At 40.9% G+C, this 13,789-nt stretch carries 13 protein-coding genes and 1 pseudogene; 5 read left to right on the top strand and 9 right to left on the bottom strand.

The annotated features are described in order from the left end of the window. Positions 1–248: 248 nt before the first annotated feature. From ACM0OY_RS37115 to petC, 4 genes are all read right to left on the bottom strand, one after another. Positions 249–1,559 (bottom strand): NAD(P)/FAD-dependent oxidoreductase, encoded by a 1,311-nt coding sequence (locus ACM0OY_RS37115; RefSeq protein ID WP_414573718.1) that lies wholly within the window; start codon positions 1,557–1,559, stop codon positions 249–251. Between the two features lie 221 nt (positions 1,560–1,780). Then, the gene (locus ACM0OY_RS37110; RefSeq protein ID WP_414573717.1) at positions 1,781–2,779 is read right to left on the bottom strand and encodes an NAD(P)/FAD-dependent oxidoreductase; all 999 of its coding nucleotides are present in this window, start codon (positions 2,777–2,779) and stop codon (positions 1,781–1,783) included. Positions 2,780–2,870: 91 nt separating this feature from the next. Further along, on the bottom strand, positions 2,871–3,560 hold the full coding sequence (locus ACM0OY_RS37105) for a class I SAM-dependent methyltransferase (RefSeq protein WP_414573716.1): 690 nt from the start codon (positions 3,558–3,560) through the stop codon (positions 2,871–2,873). An 82-nt stretch (positions 3,561–3,642) separates the two neighbouring features. After that, positions 3,643–4,176 carry a cytochrome b6-f complex iron-sulfur subunit gene (gene petC, locus ACM0OY_RS37100; protein WP_414573715.1) on the bottom strand — a complete coding sequence of 178 codons (534 nt, stop codon included), beginning with the start codon at positions 4,174–4,176 and terminating at the stop codon, positions 3,643–3,645. A 427-nt stretch (positions 4,177–4,603) separates the two neighbouring features. Here petC and ACM0OY_RS37095 point away from each other — a divergent pair, with 427 nt between their 5' ends. Then, positions 4,604–4,789 (top strand): hypothetical protein, encoded by a 186-nt coding sequence (locus ACM0OY_RS37095; RefSeq protein WP_414573714.1) that lies wholly within the window; start codon positions 4,604–4,606, stop codon positions 4,787–4,789. Here ACM0OY_RS37095 and ACM0OY_RS37090 read toward each other — a convergent pair. From ACM0OY_RS37090 to hemF, 5 genes are all read right to left on the bottom strand, one after another. Next, positions 4,772–5,866 (bottom strand): GAF domain-containing protein, encoded by a 1,095-nt coding sequence (locus ACM0OY_RS37090; RefSeq protein WP_414573713.1) that lies wholly within the window; start codon positions 5,864–5,866, stop codon positions 4,772–4,774. The genes ACM0OY_RS37095 and ACM0OY_RS37090 overlap by 18 nt on opposite strands. Positions 5,867–6,162: 296 nt before the next feature. Further along, positions 6,163–6,528: an ArsR/SmtB family transcription factor gene (locus ACM0OY_RS37085; RefSeq protein ID WP_414573712.1), complete on the bottom strand. Its 366-nt coding sequence runs from the start codon at positions 6,526–6,528 to the stop codon at positions 6,163–6,165. Between the two features lie 587 nt (positions 6,529–7,115). After that, positions 7,116–7,979 (bottom strand): acyl-CoA desaturase, encoded by an 864-nt coding sequence (locus tag ACM0OY_RS37080; protein WP_414573711.1) that lies wholly within the window; start codon positions 7,977–7,979, stop codon positions 7,116–7,118. Positions 7,980–8,104: 125 nt separating this feature from the next. Further along, positions 8,105–8,866 carry a heme oxygenase (biliverdin-producing) gene (locus ACM0OY_RS37075; protein WP_414573710.1) on the bottom strand — a complete coding sequence of 254 codons (762 nt, stop codon included), beginning with the start codon at positions 8,864–8,866 and terminating at the stop codon, positions 8,105–8,107. Between the two features lie 28 nt (positions 8,867–8,894). Continuing rightward, entirely contained in the window at positions 8,895–9,959 is a 1,065-nt protein-coding gene (gene hemF / locus ACM0OY_RS37070) for an oxygen-dependent coproporphyrinogen oxidase (protein ID WP_414573709.1), read from the bottom strand. Between the two features lie 243 nt (positions 9,960–10,202). On the opposite strand from hemF, the gene acsF reads away from it, so the two are divergent. The 4 genes and pseudogenes from acsF (at position 10,203) to ACM0OY_RS37050 (ending at position 13,760) form a co-directional block, all read left to right on the top strand. Then, positions 10,203–11,258, top strand: coding sequence for a magnesium-protoporphyrin IX monomethyl ester (oxidative) cyclase (gene acsF, locus ACM0OY_RS37065; RefSeq protein ID WP_414573708.1), 1,056 nt, complete (start codon positions 10,203–10,205; stop codon positions 11,256–11,258). A gap of 43 nt (positions 11,259–11,301) precedes the next feature. Continuing rightward, positions 11,302–11,460 (top strand): hypothetical protein, encoded by a 159-nt coding sequence (locus ACM0OY_RS37060; RefSeq protein ID WP_414573707.1) that lies wholly within the window; start codon positions 11,302–11,304, stop codon positions 11,458–11,460. Positions 11,461–11,534: 74 nt separating this feature from the next. Continuing rightward, positions 11,535–12,668 (top strand): annotated as a pseudogene (locus tag ACM0OY_RS37055) (ISAs1 family transposase). A gap of 618 nt (positions 12,669–13,286) precedes the next feature. Next, complete coding sequence (locus ACM0OY_RS37050) at positions 13,287–13,760, top strand: ParB/RepB/Spo0J family partition protein (RefSeq protein WP_414573706.1); 474 nt, start codon at positions 13,287–13,289, stop codon at positions 13,758–13,760. Positions 13,761–13,789 lie beyond the last annotated feature (29 nt).

The following is a 13,789-nucleotide window of genomic DNA, read 5'->3' as shown; positions in this document are numbered from 1 at the left end:
GAAAGTTTTAGCGATCGCACTTTTTTACCCGACCTCACAAAATCGCGTTGCTCCCTCACAGAACTAAAATGAATTTTGCTTAGAGCATCTGTTAATTCCGGTTCAGCGTTCCATTTTTGGGCGTAAATTTGCATCCATTCAGGTGAAAATAATTCTTTCATAGTGTTACTCCAAAAATTTAGTGACTACAAAGAACAATTTTCTAGTTTTATTAGGCGATCGCATTTCATCTATTCACCTCCAAGTTGTTAAACGAGTTTTTGAAATTGAGGGTTTTGTGAAAATTCAAAATCGTTGATTGGCTGTACCAGCGATAATCCCATCGCTTTTAATCCCCATTCCTCAAACCAAGGAAACGCTACACCCCAACGCATCTTGGTGAGAAAAAACCACTCAAAAGCAGTTTTACTCCAACTCACCCAGCGTCCTTCTTTCGCTACTGCCCTTCTGCGTTCTCCAGTTCTAGGATCTGGTAAAACCTGATCTGCGAGAAATGCAATGCCGGTATCTCCAAAATCTGCCAAACAAATTGCCTCTAAGGTTGGAGTTACAAGCGGGGCAGAAATCGCGCCTAGCTGCACTGCTATATTGTGAGCAACTGCGATCGCCATAGCCTCGGTCATCTGTCCTGTTTTGGGTACACCTATGGGAATTGGGGTTTGTTCTGGTGGTTTGAGTTGAGTAATTACCCCCACTCCATAGATTGAAGAAAACTGAGGATGTTGGTAAGTTGCAAGTACGGGCAGACATCCATTTTGATCGGTTAAATAAGGTGCTTCCCGCAAAAAACACGGCCCTCGAAATGGGGGTAGCAGCATGGAGTATTGAAACGGTAGAGTGCGATCGTCTGCAAGAAAAATTGTTTCGGATTCAATGCGGGTAATGGCTGCATTTTCAATCACTGTAATTTCTCTTTGGTGGAGTAGTTTTTTTACCAACTCCGCAGAATTAGCCATCCCGCCAATTCCCAAATGTCCGACATAGGGTTCTGGAGTGACAAAAGTAATTGGCACTTGATCTCGCAATCCATGTCGCCGTAATACCCAGTCGGCTAATAATACAAACTCGTAAGCCGGGCCAAAACAACTGGCTCTTGGTACTGCTCCTACCACTAGATGTCCTGGATTAGCAAGAAACTTTCTCCAGGCTTCGGCAGCTTTGAGTGCATGGGGAGGATTACACACTGACTGCACATATCCGGCTGTTTCCTCTAGTCCTGGTAGTGCGTCCAATGCTAATTCTGCACCCGTAGCAATGATGATGTAATCGTAGGGAATAACAGTGTCCCCAACAACGATTTGCTGTAATTCTGGCTGAATTTGGCTAACTCCTGCCAATACCCACTCAACTCCTCGGTTTGCTAGAAGCTTCTCTAGATTCAACTGAATATTTTTCAGTGATTTAAGATTCAACCCCACCCAAGGTAAGGAAGGAATAAAAGTAAACTTTGGAGTATTGGAAATCAGGGTAATTTGATGCTCTTTGGGCAGCAGTCGTCGCAGTTCGTAGGTTGTGGGTAATCCCCCCAGTCCGGCACCAATCACTACAATCCGAGCCATAATTCCCCCCGATAACTATATGAATACAGCCAGAATCAAACAGCACTCCCACACTACATTAGCTACGATTCCTACTGGCATCCGAATTTAGATGTCAAAAAACCTGTTTGGTTATTTTACTATATAGTAATATAGTTTGTTTACAATCAATTTGAGAAAAATCTTTACTACTAGCTTTGAAAATAAAATTTATGGAGAGAAAAACTCTCCAGATTGATTTGCTAGACACTGACTTTTAAATTTTCTTCCCAACGACGCGCACCAGCAGCACGACGAATATCTCGCCAAATTTGCGTAGCAGCTAAAGCACCATCCCCCGCAGCGATGGCTACCTGATTCAACCCTACCTTCAAGTCACCAATGGCAAAAATGCGCGGGTGGGAAGTCCGACACATCTTATCTGTGACTAAATTACCTCCTTTCATCTCCAGGTTTATCCCTTGCAAATAGGTATTGTGATAGCGGGAACCCATTGAAATCAGACCTGTTTCTAACTCAATCACCGAACCATCAACGAGTTCCACACCAGTCATCAAGTGATTTTGTCCCAAGAATTGCTTAATCGGCGTTTCTACCAAAGGATAACCATGTTCCTGGAGTTTGTAGCGCATTTGTGGACTCACTTCAAAACTTCCGTGAGTAAACACAGTAATGTAAGGTGTAAACCAGCTTAAATTAAACACCATTTCTTCAATACTTGCCTCGCTACCCGCAAAAAAACCACATTTTTTATCTGTCATCTCATAGCCGTCACAGACCATGCAAACATGCAAATTATACCCAGCATACTCATAAACATTTTGCATTTCTTCTAAAGGCGGCAAATTGTCAATAATACCACTGGCAGCAATCAAATACCGAGAGCGAAACACAGCAGAAACGCTATTTACACGCCCTACTTTCACCTTGACTGCAAAGGTTTCTCCCTCATCTACAACTTCTTCAACATAAGCATTGAGAAAATCACCTTCAAGGAAGGCATAATGTTCCTTTCCTTTTTGCAGTAATGTCCTTCCAGGAGTATCTGGTGGTAAACCTAAATAATTATGTAATTCCTGCATCCAGAAAGAACGAGCTTTACCTTTGTCAATAATTAAACTAGAAAGGCGAAAACGCTGCAAGTAAATACCCGCAGAAAGTCCCCCCGCACCACCACCAACAATAATCACGTCGTAGATTTGGTTAAGGCGTTGATTAAGGTTTTTCTTTGAAAGTTCCATTGTTTTTTATCTTCTATCCTTAACTGTAGTTTCCATTTTTATTCCTTCGAGCTTAGACATTTTGAGTGTTAATTCAACTTTTTGAATCTTGTTAGACTATTTCGATAGTTTTCTTCCTAGCTACTCCTGCAATATGAGGACTAACAATAGGAAAAGAAAGATTAAACTGTTGATAATCAACGCTCTCAAAACCAAAATTTTCTAAAATTTTGTCAGTTTCGCGGTTGGGGTGACAATTATCGAACATTACCTTCCAAACTGGTTCAATCCCATCTTGAATTCTGCGCGTCCAAGTACTGCATTGTGCTGCAACGTGTTCAATAAATAGGAAACGACCATCAGGTTTGAGTACCCGCCTGATTTCTCGTAAGGTAGTTGCGAGGTCAGTCACAGAACAGAGGACATGGGTACTGACAACAACATCAATGCTGCTATCTTCAACCTCTAGCCTTTCTGCTGTCCCTAAGCGTAACTCAATATTATCTAAACTCAAGCGTTCGGCTTCCTGCCTGAGATAAGAGTGCATGAAGAGATTTGGCTCAATGCCAATCCAGTGGATATCAGTGGGATAATAAGAAAGATTTGCTCCTGCTCCTGGCCCAATTTCTAAAACTTGTCCGTGTAAATCTGCAAAGAAAGCCTGTTTGAGTTGTGCCATAGTTTCATAACTGCTACAACCCTGCAACTTGATAGCACTGTGGTCTGCGGTGTTTGCTTTCGCCATTCCCCAAGCAAACAGACGTTTTAACCAGTCTGGGGTTGTTTGTCTGTATGGTGTCATAAAAAACCTCCTGGGTAAATCAAAATTCTTACTTAACCCCTACAAGTTTCCAGCCCACTCAAATAGACTCAAACAGATATTACTAAACCCACCAAGGTTTTTGCCCAGTGCGGGGGTCAATTTCTGTCCAGGGAGAAATTCGGATATACTCCCCTTCTAAGTTAACGCTAACGATCTTGAGAGGAAGAGGCGCAGGGCCGCGTATTACTCTGCCATCAGCATCATAACGAGAACCGTGACAGGGACATTGAAATTGATTGTCATTGGGATTCCAGGGAAAGGTACAACCCAAATGGGTGCAGTTATCGACAATTCCCCAAGTATGCAGAGTGCCATCTGACTGTACTGTTAGGTAAGTTGGTTCTGCTGCTAAACCCGCGACTAAAGCACGAGTTCCAGAAGGCTCAACTAAAATCTGGCTAGCAAGAATGAGGTGTCCATTAATATCTTTAGCAAGGATAGAACCATCTTTGCCCATTTCTGTGGGGGCAACAAAGAATTTAGCCGCAGGATACAGTAGGGTGCCAGTTGTAGTGGCAACAACTGCACCTGTGAGAAAGTTTAGTAATTGTCGCCTCGACATTGAGGGACTTTCTAAGGATAGAATTTCTCGCATTAAATTATACCTTCTTATTTCAGCGTTGGTTTTAGGTAACTTAGTTTATTAGGACTTACGCAAGAACTCTCTCTTCCTCTTATTTCTCCGTGCCCTCTGCGTCCTCTGTGGTTCGTTTTTTCATAATTTTGCGTAAGTCCTGTTTATATTTTACTTTTGCAAGCTTTTTTATTTATTATATAACTAATTAACTATATTGCGAATTAAGAAAGTTTAAAATGCTGTTTAAGTATGAAATGGCTATTATGCGATCGCACTCAAGCAACAAACAACATAGTTTCCACCATTGGTGATTCGTGAAACGCGAAGGAGCGTTGCTGCTTAACTTAATGCATAACAAACAGTAAATCTTGGACAGAAGGAGCCATAGAAGTAGAACAAATTCAAGCTGCTTATCCAGACGCAGAAGTTGAGTTGTGGTGTGAGGATGAGCAGACGCTCGAAGACTCGCTACCGCTTCGCTAACGCTGATTGTCTCAAACCAATTTTGCGACGAGTTTACGTACCAGAAGGGGAAACACCAATTGCTAAAGCAGGATCAGCAAAAGTGGACAAGAAAGATCTTTATGTACTCAACAGACTTCATGAGCTGCGCTTACAAGGAACAATATAGGACAATACCTTCTGCCATCGCTGTAATTACAGAACGATAGCGTTGTTCACTTTCTCGCAGCGCTTCTTCCATACGCTGGCGTTCTTGTAGTGCAGCTTGTTGCTTGGTAATATCCTTTTCGTTGACGAGGATCGTGGAGTTACCCGTTACAGGATCGCGGGTACATTGTGTGTCAATACAATGCCACCGAATCCCCTGGTTTGTAAACACCTGGGTTTCAATGCTGAACATTTCACCTAAATTAATCAACTCGATAGCTTGTTGCCCAACATTCTTGTCAACAAAGTGGGACAGAAAACTATTTTCGGTTGATGAGTTAGCGTGCAAGCTACTCCCATAACAGCGGAGGGCTGCGGGGTTTTGCATCAACGGTAAACCATCCATCGTGTAAAGCGAGATCATCAAATTGGTATCACGTAGCGCTTCAATTGATCTCAATGTTTCTCGATCAATCTGATTGGCAACTTGGGTTGTACTTAGAGATTGGCAGGGCGTAGCCAATCGCTGATGGCATTTTATTTGCCTAAGAGCGATTCCTAGTTCTGCTGCTACCAGTTGGAGATACTCAGTCTCTAAAGAACTCCACTTACGTGGACTACTACATTGATGAGCAATTAGCAAGCCCCACAGATGAGGAGATGTACTAGAAATTCCATTATTTTTATGACTATTTATTAAAATAGGTACTACTAAATTAGCTCTAATCTGCAAACTCATTAATAATTTTTTGTAACAGGGATCAAGCTGTTTAGTATCAATGTCTTCAATGATATTAATCTGTCCCTCTTGATATCGCTCTACCCATGTCGCATTGAAGCAAGGGTCATAAATTAATTGCCCTAAAATCGGTCTCCATGTATGACTTACAGACTCTTCAGCTATTACTCCATCTCCATCAGGCAAGAAGCGATAGATAACGACGCGATCGCTTTCTAAGGTTTTTCTAACTTCGGCGACAATAATGTTGAGAATTTCACTCAATTCAAGGGACTGGTGAATTTGCACAGCCAGCATCCTAATTTGATGAAGGATTTGCTTGAAATCAGTTTCATAACCTGATAAATAATTGGAGAGCATTGCACTATTACAAAATATAAAATCTTAATTAAATAAATTATCTTTATGTATTGGAATGAAAAAGCTTTACCAAATAATGATAATATAACTAAAACAAAAGTTGAGTTCAAGTTAAAATAGGATAATTAATAATATCTTTAAAATAAAAATACTGTCATATTGTTTCGTAGAGGATGTCAAAAGTCAAAAGTCGAGCCAGGTTTTTTGGATTTTTAACTCTTGACATGCGTAACAAAAAATATATGTGTCAGTTGCGAAATTCTTGAAACTTTTCCTTTTCTTAACTGAGGAGACAGTTATTTTGAGAGGGTGCTAAAGGCTTTAATATGTTCAAATTCTTTAGCGCGTTTTTGTATTTGATTGCCAATGCGATCGCAAACTAATTCGCATAAATCAAAAATTATAGGGTCACTAATAGCATAGTAGACGCTAACTCCCTTTTGCTGACGAGATATCAAACCCGCTTGAGTCAACACTTTTAAATGTTTTGAGAGATTCGCTTGTCCTAAACCCGTAGCTTCACCCATTTTGGTGACGTTCATTGGCCCGGTTCTCAGACAACTCAAAATCTGTAAGCGACTGGTTTCAGACAGTACCTTGAAATACTCAGCAACGGGAGCAAGGACTTCTGAAGTATTTTTTGGAGAAAGGGTCTTTGACATAAGGGTTCAATTTATTATTTATTTTATATTACTATATAGTTATATTTTGTATAAATCTATTGCAGTTTCTAATGTCTGGGGTGATGCTTCGTGGGTAGCTCGCTGAGTTACAACAATTAATGGCTGTACAGCATCGGCATCTCATCAACAACTAGTACCGCTACGCAAAAGTCACGCATTCAAAAGATTGATATATCAAAGCTTGTGCCTGTTTGAAATGGTAGGTTTATTTACGCCGCTTTGTACTAGTTGGGGATTTCCATGTGAAACTTTGTCCCTAATACCGTTTCACTTTAAGGTTGATACATTTAGGCAAGCAGGGGAGCAGAGGGGAAAGAATTTGTATCAAAATTTTAGTGAAATGGTATAACTTGTAAACGAGAAAAGCGCTCTCTAGACAGAGAGCGCTGATATTGTGGAGTTGAGGAACAAAAACAAACAACTAGCTAGCAACAGTAGGAGTAGCCAGAGCGACAGCTTCAACTGGAAGCTTTGCATAGTCATTAAAAATAAATGCTTGAGGTTGAGAAAAGGGCTAAATCTGGCAAAACAACTTCCACTCTTATACCTACAGGTTGCGACAAAATCTACAAATCTCCAGCTTTTATCGCCCGAACGGGTGGCAAGTTGACATCTTTTGCCAAACCGACTGTTTTCAACAATCCAATTGCCCACCAAGTCATATCGATTTCCCACCAGCGCCAACCACATTTGGCTACATGAGGATAAGCATGGTGATTATTGTGCCACCCTTCGCCATAGGTGAGAATAGCTGCCCACCAAAGATTACGAGAATTATCATTGCTGTCAAAAGTGCGGTATCCCCACATATGAGTAACTGAGTTGATCAACCAAGTCGTATGCCAGAGAATCACATATCTGAAAAACACACCATAGATAACGAATGACCAACCGCCAAGTGCATAAAGCAACAATCCAACTGGAATTTGCAGTAGTAGAAAGTAGCGATTGAGCCAACGATAAAAGGTATCTCGCGCTAAATCAGGAGCAAATCGCTGATAGCGCTCATATTCAAAGAATTCTGGACGGGGATAAAAAATCCACAGCATGTGACTCCACCAAAAACCTCTGCGTGCAGAGTAGGGATCTTTGTATTCATCTTCGGTGTGAGCATGATGCAAACGATGTCCAGCCACCCAGAAGATTGGCCCTCCTTGTAAAGATAGCGCACCCAAAATGGCGATCGCATACTCTAACCACCGAGGTACTTTAAAACTGCGATGACTCAATAATCGGTGGTAGCCTAAGCAAACTCCGATACTGCCAAATAGCCAGTGTAGAAACACAGCTATACCCAATGCACTCCAGGAGAAAAACCAAGGAGCCAGCAATGCCAGACCATGAATAGTAGTAAAAAATACTACTGCCACCCAATCGAGACGCAGAGACTGGGGCTTCCCTGGCAAAGTTTGTAATGAATTAAATCTCACTAAATACTTCCTCAACAACCACGAATTTAATCAGATTGGGGATTGGGAAAAGATACAAAAACGCAGAGATCTAATGAAGCGCTGAGGCGAAGAATATATCCAAATATTACTATGCATCTACATAGCTAAATGCTGTAATCCACTCTCATCATCTCTACCCCAGCACTTTCAGAAGCAGTGTGTGTGCTACCAACTTGATCTTGGCGAGTAATCAAGTCAAAGATATGCTCACCAATAACTGCCTTCACATCTGCTTCTAACTCATGAACAACATCTCGATTCAGAGTAAAGGCATAATTTGCCTCGTCTACAATCTTCTGAATCATTGCTTCATTTAGAAGTAGAAAATTCAATGCTTGACGGTACTGCTCTTTAAATTCCCGTCTAGCTTCCGGGGTAGGAATCTGTTCAAATTCATGCATTGCAGTACCGCGATCGCTTGGTAAATCCATTGCCGATCGTGCAATCTTTTTCAATGCTTGCCCACCCGATAAATCTCCCATGTAGCGAGTATAGGCATGAGCAATCAGTAACTCCGGTTGTGTGTTGCCAACCTCACGAATCCGGTTAACATATACCTGACCCGCTGGAGAGGGAACAATCTGCGATCGCCAATTTTCACCGTAATAAAAGGCTAAATCTTTCTCCAAATTTGCCTGACGATGCAGTTCGGGAAAGTACATCATCCCAACGATCGGGTGATGCTGATAGCGCTGTAGTTCTTCTTCCAAAGCGCTGTAAACAAAGTAGAGATCCGCCAACAATTTGCGAAAAAAGCTCTTTTCTACTACACCTTTGAGAAAGCATTTCATAAACGCAGTGTTTTCCGTCATTGTGTGAGAATCTTTAGTGCCTTCTCGCAAGCGAACATCTAAATGGCTGCTCATGGTGAAACCCTTATTGCTAAAAATGTTGTTATTTTTGGACAAAAGTTACATTCGTCCAATCTTTGGGCTGAAGAAAAATTTCGGTAAGTTGTGCTTCGGGTGTGCCTGGTTTTAGTTCATAGCAATATTCCCAGCGTGCTAGAGGTGGTAGAGACATCAGGATAGATTCTGTTCTACCGTTGGTTTGCAGACCAAAAACCGTTCCCCGGTCATACAACAGATTAAACTCTGCGTAACGACCCCGACGGTACAGTTGGAACTGACGTTGGCGAGCGCCATATTCTATTTCCTGTCGCCGTTCAACAATGGGCAAATAGGCAAGTATAAATGCTTGACCGCAAGACTGCACAAAGGCAAAGATATCTTCCCAGTTACGAGATACCGTTCCTACTTGCTGACTGTAGAGTGCTGCGGGACTATCTGTTTGAGAACCAACATAAAGCTTGCCACTAGCATCCTGATAATCAAAGAAGATGCCGCCAATACCCCGTTGTTCTTGGCGATGTTTTAAGTAGAAGTATTCATCACACCAGAGTTTAAAGGCTGGGTAATACTCTTGATGGTGGACATCACAGGCATTTTTGAGCGTCTGATGAAAGTGAACTGCATCCTCTGCAAAGGGGTAGTATGGTGTTAAATCAGCCCCACCACCAAACCACCAAATTGGGCCTGCCTCAAAGTAGCGGTAGTTGACGTGTACTGTTGGTACGTATGGATTACGGGGATGCAATACCATTGAGGTTCCTGTGGCAAAAAACTCATGTCCTGCGGCTTCTGGCCGTTGAGACAAAATTGCCAAAGGTAAGCTATTTCCCAAAACTGCCGAAAAGTTCACACCACCCTGTTCAAACACTCGCCCTTCTCGAATCACGCGAGTACGTCCTTCTCCACCTTCTGCTCGTTCCCAGTGGTCTTGTTGAAAGCGTGCTTTTCCATCAAGTTGCTCTAAGGCTGTGCAAATTTCATCTTGTAAATTCTCCATGAATTGCTGCGATCGCTGCCGTGAATCCTTGGGTATTGTGTTGGTAGCTGATGCCAGCAATGTTGTGTGATTTCCAGATTCTTGCAGACAATTCTTGGAATGACGGCTCATATTAAAACCTCTGAAACTTTGAGTAAGGTGATGACTCTTTAATAACTATATAGTTATACAATATGATTATTTTAAAGAAGTTTCAAAACTTAATAAATTATTTCAACCCAAGTCCTCAAAGCCTTCCCGTTTAAATTTTCGCTTTTCTGCTTTACTAAAGGATTGTAAAGAGGTCTAGCCAAATAATCATCCTCATTATAATTTGATAACTATAAAGCTATTTATTTAATTGCCGCATCACTCATGGTTAATACTCTACCCAAGCCACAAACTAAAACCCCCAGCAAAGAAACTGTACTCACCCCTCGGTTTTACACTACAGATTTTGAAACCGCAGCCAACCTGGATTTGTCTGCCCAAGAAACTCAGTTGCAGGCGATGTTAGCAGAAATGCGGGCAGACTACAACCGCCACCATTTTGTTCGTGATGAAGCGTTTGAGCAGTCTTGGGAACACGTTGAGGGTGAAGCAAGGCAGGCGTTTATAGAATATTTGGAACGCTCTTGCATTTCTGAATTTTCTGGCTTCTTGCTATTCAAGGAATTATCCCGCAAGCTGAAAAATCGCAGTCCAGTGCTAGCGGAAATATTTCAACTGATGGCGCGTGATGAAGCCCGCCACGCCGGATTTCTCAACAAAGCAATGGGCGATTTTAAAGTCTCCCTAGATTTAGCCACTGTTACTAAAACCCGCACTTATACCTTTTTCCCCATTGAGTGCGTACTTTACACGGTTTACCTATCAGAAAAAATCGGCTACTGGCGTTACATTATTATTTTCAGACATCTAGAAAAGCACCCGGAAAACGAATTTTACCCCATCTTCCGCTATTTTGAGAGTTGGTGTCAGGACGAAAACCGTCACGGAGATATATTCAAGGCGTTATTACGTTCTCAACCGCAACTATGGAACACCTGGAAATCTAGGCTGTGGAGTCGCTTTTTCTTGCTATCAGTATTTGCTACTCACACCTTGACAGTTCATGAACGTTCCGGCTTCTACAAATCATTGGGACTTGATGCCACAGAATTCGATCGCCAAGTTGTCCGCAACACCAATGAAACCGCAGGACGGGCTTTTCCTGTGATGTTGAATACCGAACATCCCAAGTTTTTCCCACGTCTGCAACGCTGTACAGGTTACAACTTGAAAATTGCAGAGATTGAGGGCACTTCTGCGCCGAAAGTTGTCAAGCTAATTCGCAAACTACCTTTGATTGCAGCAATTATTTGGAATCTGCTGTTAATTTACCTAATCAAACCCATTGATACTGAACTATTGCGGGGAACGGTTCGTTAGCTATTAGGCAAGATAGCAACAGACTCTACGTAGTGAAACAAATATGAATGCAACACAATCTCTGCCAGATTCACAGTTTTCTTCTGTCTACGGTCCTGTCAAATCTTGGCGATTTGGGAGTTCGCTGGGTATTGACCCCAGGGCGAACGCATCTAAATATAGTACATGTATACTAAGAAGCGAGAAAGGTAGCGATCGCTGATGATATGGAGGTTGAGCAATGAGGGTCTGATGGTAAAGTCATTGTAAAAGTAGAAGAAGAAAGTCCCAAAAAGCGTGAAGCTCAAGCCCAAAATCACAATTACTGACCACTTTGCACAGATGGAAGATCCAAGAGTAGAGCGGACGAAACGACACAAGTTAATTGACATTCTTAGCATTGCAATTTGTGCAGTAATTTGTGGAGCAGGTAGTTGGGTGGCAATTGAACTGTATGGCTGCACAAAATATGAGTGGTTAAAAACGTTTTTAGAACTACCAAATGGCATCCCGTCGCATGACACATTTGCAAGGGGATTTGCACAATTGAATCCTCAACAATTTCAAAAATGTTTCTTGAACTGGATGAAATCAGTACATAAGATAACGGATGGTGAAGTTGTGGCAATTGACGGGAAAACTTTATGTGGTTCTCATGATAAAAATAGTGACCAGAGTGCAATCCAAATGGTAAGTGCATGGGCAACTACAAATAAATTAGTGTTGGGACAGGTGAAGGTGGATGAGAAATCAAATGAAATTATAGCAATTCCCGAATTATTAAAGATTTTAGAATTAGCTGGATGTATTGTAACGATTGATGCAATCGGGTGTCAGAAAGAGATAGTGAAGTTAATTACGCAACAAAATGCAGATTATGTAATTTCTTTAAAAAAGAACCAAGGTAATCTGTATGAGTCAGTAGAACAGCTATTTAAGTCAGGGATAAGTAGAGGTTTTCAAGAGTTTCAACATAGCATATATAAAACCGAATAAACAGGGCATGGTCGTCATGAAATCCGCAATTATGTGATGTTACCTGGAATTGGGTTTCAGCTTGACCCTGATTCAGTTTGGTCAAATCTAAAAAGTGTTGGGATGGTAGAATCTATCCGACAAGTGGATGATAAAACAACAGTAGAGACTCGTTATTTTATTAGTAGTCTTGAGTCAAATGCAAAACAATTGGCTAATTCTGTCCGTAGCCATTGGGGAATAGAAAATTCATTGCATTGGGTATTAGATGTAGCTTTAAAAGAAGATGACTGCCGGATTAGGAAAGATAATGCTCCACAAAACTTTGCAGTAATACGGCAGATAGCAGTCAATCTTTTGGGTAAAGAGAACCGCGTGAAGCGGGGGATAAAAAATAAACAGTTTTTGGCAGCAATGGATAATAACTATTTAGAAAGAGTTTTAGCTTTAGCGTAAGCTAACTTGTCAAGAATTTAGTTAATATTTTTTCTGCTTATTGTTAGAGATAAGTTTACTTATTTATGGTTGGATAGTTAGCTAATTTATCCTTAGTTAAGAGTTATTAAATTGGATATCAACTAGTTTATGGCTTAGTAAAAAAGTGATTTATTTTGTTTATATATCCATCAAGCTTTGCACTTATATAGATGATTTTAAAATCCTCATTAGTTTTTATTATGAAATAAGGTGCGTTTCCCCTGAGGTGGAACGCCCGAATCAAATAGCTTTTGAGAATGCCCAGAGGTTGGCAATTTTCACCACTCAGGAGCAAGATAATGTTGAGCTCCCGGTCAATGTGATATTTTTTCTGTAACACCTATTGTCTACCTTCCGATTGAGTACATTTTTCCCTATCTCAATCACTGTAAGGCTTTTAGGTTCCGGACTGGGAACTAGATAAAACTCCAGTAACTATCAACTTCAATTAAGTAATATTACATGTAATCTTCACAAGTTCCTCATCTTTTTACCATATTTTTGAGTATAGAAGCAAACATATCTAAAGCAGTTTTAAGCTGAGAAAATGTTTATTCCTCTAGCTAAATTCACCATATAAAAATTAGATGAACGTTTATGATGTTATCAGACAAATTTAATCAAGAAGACTCAAGATACATAACTAAGCTTAACTTTAACAATCTTTGTAATCAGTCTATTACAGTAGTTTTCATTGGCAGAATTCAATTACCAAACAAACAACCACGCCGTTATTTCAATCCTGAAAAGTTTGCTCAACTTATACAGTCCGTCAAAGAACATGGCATTCTGGAACCTCTACTAGTCCGTCCATTGGATAACGAAAACTATGAATTGGTGGCAGGAGAGCGTCGTTTAAAAGCAGCTTCTGTAGTAGGGTTAAATGAAGTACCAGTTGTTTCACTTGACTTGGACGATCAACAAGCTCTGCAAGTTGCTCTTATAGAAAACCTACAAAGGGAAGAACTTAACCCAGTCGAAGAAACTGAAGCAATTCTAGAGTTATTATTGCTATCTCTACAAATGAGTGCAAATGAAGTTATTTCGGGAGCATCTCATTTTTTGAAGTAGCTCAAACCGATAATAATCCATTGAGGTAG

Source organism: Nostoc sp. CCY 9925 (genome assembly GCF_963920935.1).
In the GTDB taxonomy this organism is placed as follows: Bacteria; Cyanobacteriota; Cyanobacteriia; order Cyanobacteriales; family Nostocaceae; genus Nostoc.
This window is presented reverse-complemented; position numbering and strand designations above follow the sequence as displayed.

Bases quoted from the DNA above. Each gene is read 5' to 3' on its own strand.
- ACM0OY_RS37115 (WP_414573718.1), bottom strand. From the start codon at position 1,559: ATGGCTCGGATTGTAGTGATTGGTGCCGGACTGGGGGGATTACCCACA.
- ACM0OY_RS37110 (WP_414573717.1), bottom strand. From the start codon at position 2,779: ATGGAACTTTCAAAGAAAAACCTTAATCAACGCCTTAACCAAATCTAC.
- ACM0OY_RS37105 (WP_414573716.1), bottom strand. From the start codon at position 3,560: ATGACACCATACAGACAAACAACCCCAGACTGGTTAAAACGTCTGTTT.
- petC (WP_414573715.1), bottom strand. From the start codon at position 4,176: ATGCGAGAAATTCTATCCTTAGAAAGTCCCTCAATGTCGAGGCGACAA.
- ACM0OY_RS37095 (WP_414573714.1), top strand. From the start codon at position 4,604: ATGAGCAGACGCTCGAAGACTCGCTACCGCTTCGCTAACGCTGATTGT.
- ACM0OY_RS37090 (WP_414573713.1), bottom strand. From the start codon at position 5,866: ATGCTCTCCAATTATTTATCAGGTTATGAAACTGATTTCAAGCAAATC.
- ACM0OY_RS37085 (WP_414573712.1), bottom strand. From the start codon at position 6,528: ATGTCAAAGACCCTTTCTCCAAAAAATACTTCAGAAGTCCTTGCTCCC.
- ACM0OY_RS37075 (WP_414573710.1), bottom strand. From the start codon at position 8,866: ATGAGCAGCCATTTAGATGTTCGCTTGCGAGAAGGCACTAAAGATTCT.
- hemF (WP_414573709.1), bottom strand. From the start codon at position 9,959: ATGAGCCGTCATTCCAAGAATTGTCTGCAAGAATCTGGAAATCACACA.
- acsF (WP_414573708.1), top strand. From the start codon at position 10,203: ATGGTTAATACTCTACCCAAGCCACAAACTAAAACCCCCAGCAAAGAA.
- ACM0OY_RS37060 (WP_414573707.1), top strand. From the start codon at position 11,302: ATGAATGCAACACAATCTCTGCCAGATTCACAGTTTTCTTCTGTCTAC.
- ACM0OY_RS37050 (WP_414573706.1), top strand. From the start codon at position 13,287: ATGATGTTATCAGACAAATTTAATCAAGAAGACTCAAGATACATAACT.